Source organism: Stenotrophomonas sp. SMYL41 (assembly GCF_036319965.1).
Taxonomy (GTDB): Bacteria; Pseudomonadota; Gammaproteobacteria; order Xanthomonadales; family Xanthomonadaceae; genus Stenotrophomonas; species Stenotrophomonas maltophilia_R.
The window spans coordinates 160,564-174,613 of record NZ_JAWIRX010000006.1 but is presented as its reverse complement, the minus strand read 5'-3'; the positions used below and the strand labels follow the sequence as shown (position 1 = coordinate 174,613).

The window sequence follows — 14,050 nt, the reverse complement described above, 5'->3', positions numbered from 1 at the left end:
GATTGTCCCGGCGCGGTATCAGCCGCTGGTCCTGCACTGCCAGCGCATGCCCGGACGGGCGTGCGTGGGCTCGGAGGGCAGAGTGCCCAGCAGTGGGGCAAGCGGATTCGGGCGCATCGCAGCCTCCATGGCAGGAGGGAGGATAGCGCCCGCGTGCTGGCTCAGCGTGCGTGCGGCTTCAATCGCAGGTAGACCTGCTTGCGTACCTGGGCGACCACGTCGCCGCTTTCGTCGACGACATCGTTGCTGAACCAGCGCAGCACCTTTTCGCCGCCAGCCGCTTCGGCACGCAGTTCATCCAGCAATGCATCGTCGATGCGGAACGAGGTGCGCACCGTGCCCCGCCCAGGCTTGAGGAAATCGATCGCACCGGCGCGGTCCCACACATAGTAGTCACGGCCGAGGATGTGCAGCAGGCCAAGCATCCAGAACGGATCGGTCATCGCGAACAGGCTGCCGCCGAAATGCGTACCCACGTAATTGCGGTTCCAGGGCCGCAGCCGAAGCTCCACGTCGATCTGCCGGTAATCGGGCGTGATCCGGGTGACGTGGATGCCGGTGAACAGGAACGGCGGCCAGAGGTTGATGCCGAAACGGAACAGGCGGGCGTTCATGCGGGTCAGGGGCGCGAGGCGAGGTGCCCAGTCTAACCATTCGTATGCGTATGTTGTACCCGGGGTGGGTCACGTCCCGCCGTCGATCACGTATCCATCGCGGCCGTTGGCCTTGGCCTGGTACAGGGCGGTGTCGGCGCCTTCCACGAAATGGTGTGGTTGCAGGTCACCGTCGGGCACGCGGGTGAATACACCGATGGTGAGGGTGACAGCGTCCTCGCTGCCATCGCCCGGCGCCGGCAGTGCTCGCACGCAGGCGATCAGGTCCTCGATCACCCGGCGCGCGCCCTCGGCCGGCGTATCCGGCAGCACCAGTGCGAATTCGTCGCCACCGTAGCGTGCCGCCATGTCGCGCGGGCGGCGGGCATGCGCGCCGATCAGGCGGGCGACATCGCGCAGCACGCGGTCGCCGACCTGATGCCCGTGACGATCGTTGTGGCGCTTGAAATGGTCAACGTCGATCAGCGCCAGGCTCAATGGCTTGCCACTGCGCCGCGCGGCATCGCATTCCTGTTGCAGTGACTGCTCGAAACGCAGGCGGTTGCCGAGGCCGGTCAGGGCATCGCGGTTGGCCTGGCGATGCCAGGCCGAGATCCGCCACACCGCCCAGACCAGCAGTGCCAGCGCCACGCCCAGCATCGCGCTGGCCGGTGCCCACCACAGGTCTGCCGTGCGCAGCAGCAGCCAGCTCAGCAGCGGTGGCATCGGCAACGAGCACAACGCGGCGAGCCAGGGCAGGCGCAGGCCGAGCAGGATCACGCACAGCGCCACCAGCACGCCGCTGATGGCGTGCTGCCACGCGTGAGGCAGCACATCGATCTGCTTGTCCTGCAGCAGCATCGAGGTGATGTTGGCCTGGTATTCGCTGCCACTCATCCAGAATTCGCGGGTAGTCGGGGTCAGCAGGCGAGGCGCAATGCCGCTGGCTGTCATGCCGACCACGATGCGACGGCCATGCAGCATCGCCATGTCCACGTGGCCATCGAGCACGTCGGCATAGGACACCTGCGGCAGCCTCTCGGGCGGGCCGGCGTAGCGCACGCGAACGTAATCGTCGCGACGCCATTGATAGGGCGAGCCCAGTTCCGGGTCGGGATCGGGCAGGCCGCGTACCGCACCCGCAGGCAGGTCGGCCAGGGCCAGGCCGAGCGCCGGCCAATGCGGCTGGCCGATACCGGCATGCAGATAGACGCCGCGGGCGACGCCGTCACCATCCACCTCGACATCGGTGTGGCCGATCGCGGCGGCACTGGCGGCGATCTGCGGGATCGGCAGCATTTCCTCGGCCATGCGGTCGCCGGCTGCAGGCGCGGCCAGCACCGGCAGCACCACCCGGCCATTGCGCCGGATGGCGGCCGCAAGCGCGTCATCCTGGCGGCTGTCGCGACGGTCGGGTTCGGACAGCATCAGGTCCAGCGCGACGCGTTCGGCGCCAGCATCGGTCAGGCGGTCCAGCAGGCGAGCGTGCACCGAGCGCGGCCAGGGCCACTGGCCGATACGCTGCAGGCTGCCTTCGTCGATGGCCACGATCAGCACGCTCGGGTCCGGGCGGTAGTCCCAGTTGCCGACCAGCGCGTCATAGGCCGCCTCGTCCTGTCGCCACAGCCATTGGCCCTGGCTGGCCACGATGGTCAGCACGCCGGCCAGCAGGGCCAGCAGGATCCGCTTCGACCATGGCAAAGGCGAGCGCCTCACAACAACAACCAGAGCAGCAGGGCCCCGCCACCGGCGCCGTAGCACAGGCGGCATGGCAATGGGATCTGTTGGGCAGGAGAGAACTCGCCGGCGTGGCCGTCATCGTCGATGTACTGCACGCGTACGTGCAGGGTGCCGCTCCATGGGCGCTTGAAGCTCACCTGCGGCTGGGCCACGGTTTCATCGACCAGCGGGGCCTTGAAGTCGCCTCGACGATCCACCTGAACCCGGTAGCGCTGGCCTTCGCTGCCGGCCTGCCAGCGCAGGGTGAGCTCGCCATGCGCGGCCTCGGGGGGCTGCAGCGCCGGGTCCACCGGCTCATTGCTCAGCTGCAGCGGGAGGGCCTGGCCATAACGGCCCTGGTGGCCTTCGCCATCGCGCGAGGCAACGCGCCAGTAGTACTGGCCGGGCGGCAGCGGTTGCGCCAGGCGCAGGTCGGTCGCCTGGGTGGTCTGCTCCTGCAGCGGCTGCCGGAAGCTGGGTTCGGCGGCGATCTGCAGCACGCTGCTGCGCGCACCGGGGGCCTGGCTCCAGCGGAAACGCGGGCGGTCGCTGTTGATCGTCTGCCCATGCAGCGGCGATACGGTCAGCGGCGGCGGAGGCTGGTCACTGAGCTCGAAATCGGCGCTGGCATCCAGGCCTTCGACGCCTTGGATGTCGACCGCGCGCAGCAGGATGCGCAGCTGGCCGGGCGGCAGGTTGCCGATCGCCAGCCGGGTGTCGGCGGTGGTGGCGGCGAACAGCAGGATCTCCGGCGTTGCCGCCTGCACCACTTCCACCCGGTAGTGGTCGGCGCCATTGACCGGGTCCCAGGCCAGCACGGTTGGCAGTGGCGCCAGGCGCAGCTCGTCATTGCGCAGCACCGGCGCCGGCAGCAGTGCCGAGACTGTGGTAGGGGCAGCATCCACGCTGCTGCTGCGGGTGGCCTGGCCTGGCCGGACCAGGCGCTGGCCATGGTGATTGCCGACCTGCACCTTGCCCTGCAGGACCTCAGTGGCGCCGACGTGTCCGGCATCTCCGGCGCTGACCCGGAACACCGTGCCGCGCACGCTGCTGGTCGCGGTGGGCGCATCGATGATGTAACGCGAGGCCGGGCCGCGCGCCGGGGTCACACGGTTGCTGGCCCGTCCCTGCTGCAGGCGCAGGCGGGTATCGACCATGCCGGTGTGGCCATAGCGGCTCAGCTGGTCCAGGCGCAGGCGTGAGTGTTCGCGCAGCTGCAGGCGCGAGGCATCGGCGAATTCCAGGGTGATGCTGGAATCGCCCTCGGTTTCCACGGTGTCGCCGATATGCAGCTGCTCGCCGGCCTGGAGCGCACGGGTCGCGGTGCCATCGGCACCGGACAGCTCGACCTTGCCGCGCACGGACAGCACCCGTGCCGGCGCCGGCTCGGTGCGCAGCCAGCTGATCGGAAAGCGCAGCAGCTGGCCTGGCGGCAACTGGTAGGGGTTGTCGATGCGGTTGTGCTGCTGCAGCTGCTGCCAGCGTACCGAGGGTTTCAGGTACAGCCCACCCAGGTCCCACAGGGTGTCGCCGGGCCGGACCCGGTAGTTCCAGTCCTGGGCGCCGGCGATGGCGGGCAGCAGGAAGAGGGCGCAGAGCAGGGCGCTCGTTAAACGCATGGCGAACGACAAAGAGCGGACGACGGTCACAGTTTGCAATCCCGGCAATGCGGGGGTGCAGCTGCAAGACCCCATGGCCCCGACCTCATCCCCCCGAACGGATCGTGGCGACCGCATGGCCGCCAGCGCGCGCATTATTGCCCGCGTTCAGTGCAGGGATTCTGAACGGAGCGGGATCCCGTTCAGAACAGCAGCGAGGCCATCCTGCGGCGGTACTGGCCCACCAGGTCCTCGTCGGAGATCACATTGAAGGCGTCAATCAAGGCTTTGCGCGGCAGGCCTTCCTCGAATCCGCGGTCGATCCGCAGCATTTCCAGGAACTGGGCCAGCGCGGCCTCGTCATGGCCGCCGAGCAGCAGTTGCACGCCGCGCAGGTGGCGGGCCTTGAGATCCCTGCCATCAGCGGCGATGCGTGCCTCCAGCACCTCGGCCGCCGGGGCATCCTTCAGCGCGGCGGCGAAGGCCAGGCGGGCGCGGGCGCGCACGGCACGGTCGTCGGTGGCCAGATTGGCCGGCAGGCCGTCGATCAGGGTGCCGGCCTCGTCCACGCCGCCGATCTGCAGCAGGGCCAGGGCCAGGTCGAGCTTCAGCTCGTCCTTGTCGGGTTCGGCGGCGATCTGCGCGCGCAGTACGTCCACCTGCGCCTGCGGGTCCAGCGGGGCGTCATCCTCGGCGGCGGCGTCGCCGACATCGGCCGGCGCGATGCCGTGCTGGGCCAGGAACTCACGCAGCTGGCCTTCCGGAATGGCGCCGGGGAAGCCGTCCACCAGTTGGCCACCCTTGACCAGGAACACGGTCGGCACCGAGCGGATCTGGAAGGCCGCAGCGATCTGCTGTTCCTTGTCGACATCGACCTTGGCCAGCTCGAAGGCACCGTTGTACTCGGCAGCCAGCTTTTCCAGCATCGGGCCCAGGGTCTTGCATGGCCCGCACCAGGTGGCCCAGAAGTCGACCAGCACCGGCGTCTGCAGCGACTTCTGCAGGACTTCGGCCTCGAAGGTCGCAGTGGTGGCGTCGAATACGTAGGTCGTCTCGGTCATGGGGGTGGCATCGCTTGGCATCTGGAGACCGATTCTATGGTGACGATCGATGTCGGTCTCAACCCTGCCATCACACGCGTGCGCCCGGGAGGGGGCGGGCCTGCAGGCCCGCCGTGACATCCTCAGGAGCGCGGCACGCAGTACAGCTCGTGGATCACCCACTTGCCGGAGCTGACCGGCTTGGTGGTCGAGGTGCGTCGGAAGTACTCGGCCTCGGCGGCCTGCAGGCCGGCAGCGCTGACGCTGCCCATCAGGGTGCTGCTGTTCTGCGCGGCACTGGCGGGGCCGACCTTGGCGTAGCAGTTGAAATCAGCGCCGTGGGCGGTGGTGGCCAGGCCCAGGCTGAGTGCGGCGGCGATGAGGATGCGTTGGATCACGGGGAACTCCCTGCATGGCGGGATTGCCATGCAGGGAGCATCGTGGGAGGAGAGAACCACGGACATCGAATTTCTCTGAAAATGCGCGGCGCTTGGCGCATCGCGTCGCTGCCGCGACAATGCCGGGGTCCATTCCTTTCCGGGTGATTGCGCGCAATGTCCGTGGTCCGGCTTGATCGTTGGTTGGGGCTGCTTGCTGCAGTTGTATTCGTCCTGGCCGTGGCCGGCTTCGGTGCCGGCCTGGACGGCTACGCGCAGGCCCGCCACCCGGTGGCGCTGCTGGGCGCGCAGGGCGTACCGCATGCGCTGGCCTTCAATCTGCTGGGTTTCGTGCTGCCCGGCCTACTGGCGGCGGCGGTGGCTGAACGCCTGCGTCGCAGTCTGCCGGCCACCGCCGGCTGGGCGCCACGGGTCGGCAGCCAGATGCTGCTGCTGGCCGGGCTGGCCTTTGCCGCGATGGGGCTGCTGCCCTTGGACGTGGACGACCTGCACGGGCCGGCCAGTCAGCTGCACGCCAGTGCCTGGATGATCTGGGTGCTGGGTTTCGTCGCCGGCACCGTGCTGCTGGGCGTGTCCCATCTGCGCCAGGCGCTTGGCCGTGCCTTCGGCGCATTGGCCCTGGCCTGCGGTGCGCTGGCCGCGCTGGCGGCGTTTGCCTTGCAGGGCACGCTGCCGGCGCCGATGGCACAACGCCTCGCGTTCGCCTGCTGGCTGGTCTGGCTGGCGGTGGCATTGCCGCTGTCGCGCCCGCGCTGAGACGCATTCCGTGGTGCCGGGGCGCCGGCGCGCCGCAGGCAGGATTGGAGACGTTTGCCGCACTGCGGTACGCTGTACCGCTTTGCCGCCGCATCCGCGTGTTCCATGACCAGCGCTGAAACCAACGCCTACGACCCGCAGCAGGTTGAATCCGCCGCCCAGCAGTACTGGGACGCCACCCGTGCCTTCGAAGTCGACGAGACCTCGGACAAGCCGAAGTACTACTGCCTGTCGATGCTCCCGTACCCGTCCGGTGCGCTGCACATGGGCCACGTACGCAACTACACGATCGGCGACGTGATCAGCCGCTACAAGCGCATGACCGGCCACAACGTGTTGCAGCCGATGGGCTGGGACGCGTTCGGCCTGCCGGCGGAAAACGCCGCGATCAAGAACAAGACCGCGCCGGCGGCCTGGACCTACAAGAACATCGAGCACATGCGCAGCCAGTTCAAGGCCATGGGCTATGCCGTTGACTGGTCGCGCGAGTTCGCCACCTGCCGTCCGGACTATTACGTCCACGAGCAGCGCATGTTCACCCGCCTGATGCGCAAGGGCCTGGCCTACCGCCGCAACGCCGTGGTGAACTGGGACCCGGTCGACCAGACCGTGCTGGCCAACGAGCAGGTCATCGACGGCCGCGGCTGGCGCTCCGGCGCCCTGGTCGAGAAGCGCGAGATCCCGCAGTGGTTCCTGCGCATCACCGATTACGCGCAGGAACTGCTGGATGGCCTGGACGAGCTGGACGGCTGGCCGGATTCGGTCAAGACCATGCAGCGCAACTGGATCGGCCGTTCCGAAGGCCTGGAAATCCAGTTCGACGTGCGCGATGTCGACGGCAGTGCGCTGGACCCGCTGCGCGTGTTCACCACCCGCCCGGACACGGTGATGGGCGTGACCTTCGTGTCGATCGCCGCCGAGCACCCGCTGGCGCTGCATGCGGCGAAGAACAACCCGGAACTGGCCGCAATGCTGGCCGACCTGAAGCAGGGCGGCGTGTCCGAGGCGGAACTGGAAACCCAGGAAAAGCGCGGCATGGACACCGGCCTGCGCGCGCTGCATCCGGTCACCGGCGAGCCGGTACCGGTGTGGGTCGCCAACTTCGTGCTGATGGGCTACGGCACCGGTGCGGTAATGGCCGTGCCGGGCCATGACCAGCGCGACAACGAAGTGGCCAACAAGTACGGCCTGCCGATCAGGCAGGTGATCGCGCTGAAGGATGCGCGCACCGAAGAAGAGCGCAACTGGGACGGCAGCCGCTGGCAGGACTGGTACAGCGACAAGAGCCGTGCCTTCGAGCTGGTCAACTCGGCCGAGTTCGACGGCCTGGACTTCCAGGGCGCCTTCGAAGCCCTGGCTGAACGATTCGAGCGCAAGGCCCAGGGCCAGCGCCGCGTCAACTACCGCCTGCGCGATTGGGGCGTCAGCCGCCAGCGTTACTGGGGCTGCCCGATTCCGGTGATCTACTGCGCCAAGTGCGGTGCGGTGCCGGTGCCGGAAGAACAGCTGCCGGTGGTGCTGCCGGAGGACGTGGCGTTCTCGGGTACCGGTTCGCCGATCAAGACCGACCCGGAATGGCGCAAGACCACCTGCCCGGAATGTGGCGGTGCGGCCGAGCGCGAGACCGACACCTTCGATACCTTCATGGAGTCGAGCTGGTACTACGCCCGCTACACCTCCCCGGGTGCCCGTGATGCGGTCGACAAGCGCGGCAACTACTGGCTGCCGGTGGACCAGTACATCGGTGGCATCGAGCACGCGATCCTGCACCTGATGTATTTCCGTTTCTACCACAAGCTGCTGCGCGACGCGCGGATGGTGGACAGCAACGAACCGGCGCGCAACCTGCTGTGCCAGGGCATGGTGATCGCCGAAACCTATTACCGCCCTAACCCGGATGGCTCGAAGGACTGGATCAACCCGGCCGATGTGGAAGTGCAGCGCGACGAGCGCGGCCGCATCACCGGCGCGACCCTGATCGCCGACGGCCAGCCGGTGGTGGTCGGCGGCACCGAGAAGATGTCCAAGTCGAAGAACAACGGCGTGGACCCGCAGGCGATGGTCGACAAGTACGGCGCTGATACCGTGCGCCTGTTCTCGATGTTCGCCGCGCCGCCGGAACAGTCGCTGGAGTGGAACGAAGCCGGCGTGGACGGCATGGCCCGCTTCCTGCGCCGCCTGTGGGCACAGGTGCAGAAGCATGCCGCCGACGGTGCCGCCCCGGCACTGGATGCCGCCGTGCTGGATGCCAACCAGAAGGCGCTGCGCCGCAAGACCCATGAGACCATCGGCAAGGTCGGTGACGACTATGGCCGCCGCCACAGCTTCAATACCGCGATCGCTGCGGTGATGGAGCTGATGAACGCGCTGGCCAAGTTCGAGGACGGCAGCGAGCAGGGCCGTGCGGTGCGCCAGGAAGCGCTGCAGGCCATCGTGCTGCTGCTCAACCCGATCACCCCGCACGCCAGCCATGCCCTGTGGCAGGTGCTGGGCCACGGCGAGACGCTGCTCGAAGACCAGCCGTTCCCGCAGGCCGACAGCAGCGCGCTGGTGCGCGATGCGCTGACCCTGGCGGTGCAGGTCAACGGCAAGCTGCGCGGCACCATCGAGGTGGCGGCCGATGCCGCGCGCGAGCAGGTCGAGGCGCTGGCACTGGCCGAACCCAACGCGGCCAAGTTCATGGAAGGCCTGACGGTGCGCAAGATCATCATCGTGCCGGGCAAGATCGTGAACATCGTCGCTGCCTGATGTCCCCCCGTACCGGTCACCCGCGCGGTGGCCGGTGCGTTTCCAGAAGCAGGGCCGGGTGCCTGATGGCCCTGCATTCACGCGGCGTCGGGCACGCTGTGTGTTGCCGTGATCGCCCGGCTCCGCCAGACTGTCTCCATGACCCGAATCCTGCTTGCCCTCGTTCTTGTCCTCGGCCTCGCCGGCTGCGGCTTCCATCTGCGCAACAAGCTGATGCTGCCGACCGACACCGCCCCGGTGAAGGTGGTCTCCACCGCCCCGTACAGTGAACTGGTCAAGCTGCTCAACCGCAGCCTGCTGGCCTCCGGTGCCAAGCTGGCCGATGAGGACAGCAAGGGGCCCAGTACCCAGCTGCAGGTGCTGTCCGAGCGCTGGGGTGACCTGCCGATCGCCATCGACTCGCAGGGCCGCGCACAGGAATACAGCCTGCGCTACGCGGTGATCTTCATCTTCCGCCGCGAGGATGGCAGCGAACTGGTCCCGCAGCAGGTGATCGAACTGTCGCGCGACTACGTGTCGCCGCCGACCGACGCCACCGGTACCACCACCGAACGCGAAATCCTGGCCACGGAGCTGCGCCGGGAAATGTCCGCCTCGATCATCCGCCGCATCGACAGCGTGGTCCGCGCCGAGCTCGAGAAGGGTGGCAGCCTGTCCGCGCCGAAGGCCAAGCCGATCGAGGGTGCGGTGCCGGCCGAACCGGCCGCCGACGTCAAGCACTGAGCGGCAGCGGCGATGGAACTGCGTCCGGAGCAGCTGGCCAGCCAGGGCGCTGACACCGCGTTGGCGCCGGTCTACCTGATCGCAGGCCCGGAAACCCTGCGCGTGCTGGAGGCGGCAGATGCCATCCGCGCGCGCGCGCGGGCCTCGGGTATCGGCGAACGCGAAGTTTTCGACGCCGATGGGCGTGATTTCGACTGGAACCAGCTCGACGCCAGCTTCAATGCGCCCAGCCTGTTCAGCGCCCGCCGCCTGGTCGAGGTGCGCCTGCCCAGCGGCAAGCCGGGCAAGGACGGCGCCGAGGTGATCAGCCAGTTCTGCGCCAATCCGGCGCCGGACGTGGTGCTGATGATCACCGCCAATGAATGGAGCAAGGCCCATCAGGGCAAGTGGGCCGATGCGGTCAGCCGCATCGGCGTGCTGTCGGTGGCCTGGGCGATCAAGCCGCACGAACTGCCGGACTGGATCGAGCGGCGCCTGCGCGGCAAGGGCCTGCGTGCCGACCCGGCCGCCGTGCAGCGCCTGGCCGAGCGGGTGGAGGGCAACCTGCTGGCCGCTGCCCAGGAAATCGACAAGCTGGCGCTGTTGGCCGATGGCCAGCCGCTGGATGTGGAGCGGATGGAATCGCTGGTGGCTGACGCCGCCCGCTACGACGTGTTCCGGCTGGTGGAGGCCACGTTCTCCGGCCAGCCGCCGGCCGTGCTGCGCATGCTGGCTGGCCTGCGCGGCGAAGGCGAGGCGGTGGCCGCACTGATGCCGATCGTGATCCGTGAACTGCTGGCCGGTGCGGCCCTGGCCCGCGTGCAGGCCCGTGGCGGCAACCTGGCCGCTGAAATGAAATCGCGTGGCATCTGGGAATCGCGGCAGGCGCCCTACAAGCGCGCGCTGCAGCGCCACCCGGAAAGCAAGCGCTGGGAACGCTTCGTGGCCGAAGCCGGTCTGGTCGACCGCATCGCCAAGGGACGGGCCGACGGCGATGCCTGGCTGGCGCTGGAGCGCCTGCTGGTGGCCGTGGCCGAACCGCGTGCCGTGCGCCTGCTGGCGCGGGTTTGAGCGATGAGCCTGCGGATCTATTACGGGGGCACCTTCGATCCGGTGCACCTGGGGCATCTGGCAATCGCGCGGGCCGCCCGGGACGAACTGCAGGTCGCTGTGCGCATGCTGCCGGCGGCCGATCCGCCGCACCGTGAGGTGCCCGGCGCCACCGCTGAGCAGCGCTGCAGCATGTTGTCGCTGGCCATCGGCGACGAGCCGGGCCTGCTGCTGGACCGCCGTGAGCTGGACCGTGCCGCACGCTTTCCCGGTCGTCCTTCCTACACCGTCGATACCCTGCGCGAGCTGCGTGGCGAGCTGGGCCCGAGCCGGCCGCTGGCCTGGCTGGTTGGCGCCGACAGCCTGCTGGGCCTGTCCGGCTGGCACGAATGGGAGGCCCTGTTCGGGCTGGCCCACTTCGTGGTGGCCGAACGGCCGGGCAGCCCGTTGCAGGCGTCGATCAATGGCGAGCTGGGGCGTGCCCTGCAAGGGCGCTGGGCCGACAACGAACAGGCCCTGTTCGCCAGCCCGGCCGGGCGCATCCTGCGCCTGCACCACCCGCTGCGTGAGGAGTCGGCAAGCGCCGTGCGCTCGCAGATCGCCGCCGGTGGCCCCTGGCGCGCCCTGCTGCCACCGGCCGTGGCCGACTATGTCGCTGCACACGGGCTGTACCGCCCGGCCACAGCGTGAATGCCGCGGCCGCGCCATCCCCGTATAATCGCCCCCACGTTTATCGAGTCGATCCACTTTGAGCAACCAGACCCAGCCCCAGACCATCAAGGTCGATCTGCCCAGCCCGCCGCCGTCCGTGCCGGAACTGCTGGCCAGCGTCCGCCAAGCCACCGAAGACCTGAAGGCCAAGGACCTGGTCGAGATCGACGTACGCGGCCGGTCCAGCGTTGCCGACTACATGATCGTCGTTTCGGGCACCTCGACCCGCCACGTCAAGTCGATCGCCGATGAAGTCGTGCGCTTCGCCAAGAACATCGACGTGATGCCGCTGGGTGTTGAAGGCGAGCGCGAAGCCGAGTGGGTGCTGGTCGATCTGGGCGACGTGATCGTCCACGTGATGCTGCCGCGCGTGCGTGAGTTCTACGCCCTGGAGCGCCTGTGGACCGTCGGCGACCAGCCGCCGTCCAGCGACGACGAAGTGGCCTGAGCCGCACGTTGATGCATCCCTTCGACGGCGCCGATGGCGCCGTCGGCGTTTTGGAGAACCGCTGATGAAAGCTCGCCTGATCGCCACCGGTGAACGTGCGCCCAGCTGGGTCGCGCAGGGCTTCGCCGAATACCAGAAGCGGCTGTCGCACTGGCTGCCGTTCGAGCTGGTGGAAATCGAGCCCGGCCTGCGCGGCAAGGGGCGTGATCCGCGCCGCGCCACTGAAGATGAAGGCAAGCGGGTCATCGCTGCGCTGCCGAAGAACGCCTATGTGGTGGCACTGGATGTGCCGGGGCGACAGCTGAGTTCGGAACAGCTTGCACAGCGCCTGGAGCATTGGCGCGGGCAGGGCCGCGACCTGGCGTTCCTGATCGGTGGCCCGGAAGGGCATTCGCCGGACGTGTCCGCACTGGCCGATGAGACGTGGTCGATCGGACCGCTGACGCTGCCGCACATGCTGGTGCGCCTGGTGGTGGCCGAGCAGTTGTATCGGGCCGCCGCAATGATTGCCAATCACCCCTACCATCGCGCGTGAAGAGTGGTTATACTGGTCGTCTGCCCGAATAGCTCAGCCGGTTAGAGCACTTGACTGTTAATCAGGGGGTCGTTGGTTCGAGTCCAACTTCGGGCGCCACCTTGAGAAACCTGCATCGCGAGATGCAGGTTTTTTTTGCCTTGTTGTAGAGCCGAGCCCATGCTCGGCTGGTTCATCCGCAGCAGCCGAGCATGGCTTGGCTACAGTGTCAGTGTTCCTCGCCAGAACGCCACCAGCGTGGCGATCGCCACCGCCAGGATCGCGCCGAACAGTACCCACTCCCAGCGGGTGAATACCCGCTCGCCGCGTTGGTGCCGGGTCAGTGCGAACAGCACTACACCGGGCACGTACAGCAGCACCGACAACAACAGATTGTCCAGCCCGCCGGCATACACCAGCCACAGCGCATACGCACTGGCCAGCAGTGCCACCCCGAAATCACGCCAGCGTACGCGCGGTTCGCCAACGTAGGCCTGCCCGCGCCAGGCCAACTGCACGCCGAACGCGGTGGACAGGAAATAGGGCACCAGGCTCATCGATGCGGCCAGCAGCACCAGCCCGGTGTAGCTGCCTGCATTGACCAGCACCAGCAGCAGGAACAGCTGGATCAGGCCGTTGCTCAACCAGAGTGCATTGGCCGGTACGCCGCGCGCATTCTCGCGGCCGAGGAAGGCCGGCATGGTGCCGTCACCTGCGGCGGCATACAGCACTTCGGCGCACAGCAGCACCCAGGCCAGCAGCGCACCGAGAACGGAGATGATCGAGCCGATGATGATCACCGTCGCGCCCCATTCGCCGACAATGGCGCGCAGCACATAGGCCATCGACGGATTGGGCAGTCCGGCCAGTTCCGCCTGCGACAGCACGCCCATCGACAACAGGCTGACCAGCACCAGCAGCAGCCACACACCGAGGAAGCCGATCACCGTGGCGCGACCCACGTCGGCGCGGCGTGCGGCGCGCCGCGAATAGATGCTGGCGCCCTCGATGCCGATGAACACCCACACGGTTACCAGCATCATGCCGCGCAGCTGCTGGCCAAGGTCGCCGAGCGCAGGCGTGCCGAGGAAACCGGCGCGGAACACGTCCATGCGGAACGCGCCGGCGGCCAGGATCAGGAACAGTGCGATCGGCAGCAGCTTGGCCACGGTCACCAGGCCGTTGACGATGGCGGCAGTGCGCAGGCCACGCAGCACCAACAGGTGCACGGTCCACAACAGCAATGACGATGCGGCCACGGCGGCCGGGGTATTGCCTTCCCCGAAGATGGGCATGAAGTGGCCGAGGCCACTGAAGATCAGCACGAAGAAGCTGGCGTTGCCGAGCACCGAGGCAACCCAGTAACCCCATGCCGCGGAAAAGCCGATGTAGTTGCCGAAGCCTTCCCGCGCGTATGCGTAGATGCCGGTGTCCAGGTCCGGCCGGCGGTTGGCCAGGGCCTGGAACACGAAGGCCAGCATCAGCATGCCCGCACCGCTAAGCGCCCAGCCGATCATCGCGGCGGCCGGGCCGGCGCTGCGCGCAACGTTCTGCGGCAATGAGAAGATGCCGGCGCCGACCATCGAGCCGACTACCAGTGCAGTCAACGCGGGCAGGCCGAGACGGTGGTTGGACGAGGGCATGCTTTGGTTCCCTTGCGGTCATCCCATCGGCCTTTTGGCCGGGCAGTGCAGCAGTTGCATTCGGGTCATCGATCTTATCCATCTCATCGGGTGCGATGGAAGGTTGGCATAGTCGGCTTCCCTCCATGAG

13 protein-coding genes and 1 tRNA gene are annotated in these 14,050 nt (G+C 68.0%); 8 read left to right on the top strand and 6 right to left on the bottom strand.

Going from position 1 to position 14,050, the window contains the following annotated elements:
* Positions 1 to 161 precede the first annotated feature (161 nt).
* From V3B30_RS09605 to V3B30_RS09585, 5 genes are all read right to left on the bottom strand, one after another.
* Positions 162 to 614, bottom strand: a complete 453-nt coding sequence (locus V3B30_RS09605) for a DUF4442 domain-containing protein (RefSeq protein WP_262084404.1) — start codon at positions 612 to 614, stop codon at positions 162 to 164.
* Positions 615 to 683: 69 nt separating this feature from the next.
* Complete coding sequence (locus V3B30_RS09600; RefSeq protein WP_100473528.1) at positions 684 to 2,309, bottom strand: CHASE2 domain-containing protein; 1,626 nt, start codon at positions 2,307 to 2,309, stop codon at positions 684 to 686.
* Positions 2,306 to 4,006 (bottom strand): FecR domain-containing protein, encoded by a 1,701-nt coding sequence (locus V3B30_RS09595; protein WP_315973643.1) that lies wholly within the window; start codon positions 4,004 to 4,006, stop codon positions 2,306 to 2,308. Before V3B30_RS09595 ends, V3B30_RS09600 begins: the two co-directional genes overlap by 4 nt.
* A gap of 107 nt (positions 4,007 to 4,113) precedes the next feature.
* A complete protein-coding gene (gene trxA / locus V3B30_RS09590; RefSeq protein WP_100473526.1) occupies positions 4,114 to 4,971 on the bottom strand; it encodes a thioredoxin in 858 nt (285 codons plus the stop codon).
* 122 nt (positions 4,972 to 5,093) lie between these two features.
* On the bottom strand, positions 5,094 to 5,348 hold the full coding sequence (locus V3B30_RS09585) for a hypothetical protein (protein WP_100473525.1): 255 nt from the start codon (positions 5,346 to 5,348) through the stop codon (positions 5,094 to 5,096).
* Positions 5,349 to 5,504: 156 nt separating this feature from the next.
* Between V3B30_RS09585 and V3B30_RS09580 the strand changes: the two genes are divergently transcribed.
* The 8 genes from V3B30_RS09580 (at position 5,505) to V3B30_RS09545 (ending at position 12,397) form a co-directional block, all read left to right on the top strand.
* Positions 5,505 to 6,104: a DUF998 domain-containing protein gene (locus V3B30_RS09580; RefSeq protein WP_262084406.1), complete on the top strand. Its 600-nt coding sequence runs from the start codon at positions 5,505 to 5,507 to the stop codon at positions 6,102 to 6,104.
* 105 nt (positions 6,105 to 6,209) lie between these two features.
* Entirely contained in the window at positions 6,210 to 8,852 is a 2,643-nt protein-coding gene (gene leuS, locus V3B30_RS09575; RefSeq protein ID WP_262084407.1) for a leucine--tRNA ligase, read from the top strand.
* A 138-nt stretch (positions 8,853 to 8,990) separates the two neighbouring features.
* Positions 8,991 to 9,575, top strand: a complete 585-nt coding sequence (gene lptE / locus V3B30_RS09570; protein WP_100473523.1) for an LPS assembly lipoprotein LptE — start codon at positions 8,991 to 8,993, stop codon at positions 9,573 to 9,575.
* Positions 9,576 to 9,587: 12 nt separating this feature from the next.
* A complete protein-coding gene (holA, locus tag V3B30_RS09565) occupies positions 9,588 to 10,625 on the top strand; it encodes a DNA polymerase III subunit delta (RefSeq protein WP_262084408.1) in 1,038 nt (345 codons plus the stop codon).
* A 3-nt stretch (positions 10,626 to 10,628) separates the two neighbouring features.
* Positions 10,629 to 11,294, top strand: a complete 666-nt coding sequence (gene nadD / locus V3B30_RS09560; protein WP_100473521.1) for a nicotinate-nucleotide adenylyltransferase — start codon at positions 10,629 to 10,631, stop codon at positions 11,292 to 11,294.
* A gap of 58 nt (positions 11,295 to 11,352) precedes the next feature.
* On the top strand, positions 11,353 to 11,763 hold the full coding sequence (rsfS, locus tag V3B30_RS09555; protein ID WP_005418109.1) for a ribosome silencing factor: 411 nt from the start codon (positions 11,353 to 11,355) through the stop codon (positions 11,761 to 11,763).
* Positions 11,764 to 11,827: 64 nt separating this feature from the next.
* Entirely contained in the window at positions 11,828 to 12,298 is a 471-nt protein-coding gene (gene rlmH, locus V3B30_RS09550; RefSeq protein WP_100473520.1) for a 23S rRNA (pseudouridine(1915)-N(3))-methyltransferase RlmH, read from the top strand.
* Positions 12,299 to 12,320: 22 nt separating this feature from the next.
* Positions 12,321 to 12,397 (top strand) — tRNA-Asn (locus V3B30_RS09545).
* A 101-nt stretch (positions 12,398 to 12,498) separates the two neighbouring features.
* On the opposite strand, the gene V3B30_RS09540 is transcribed toward V3B30_RS09545, so the two are convergent.
* Positions 12,499 to 13,920 (bottom strand): basic amino acid/polyamine antiporter, encoded by a 1,422-nt coding sequence (locus tag V3B30_RS09540; protein WP_262084409.1) that lies wholly within the window; start codon positions 13,918 to 13,920, stop codon positions 12,499 to 12,501.
* Positions 13,921 to 14,050: the final 130 nt, after the last annotated feature.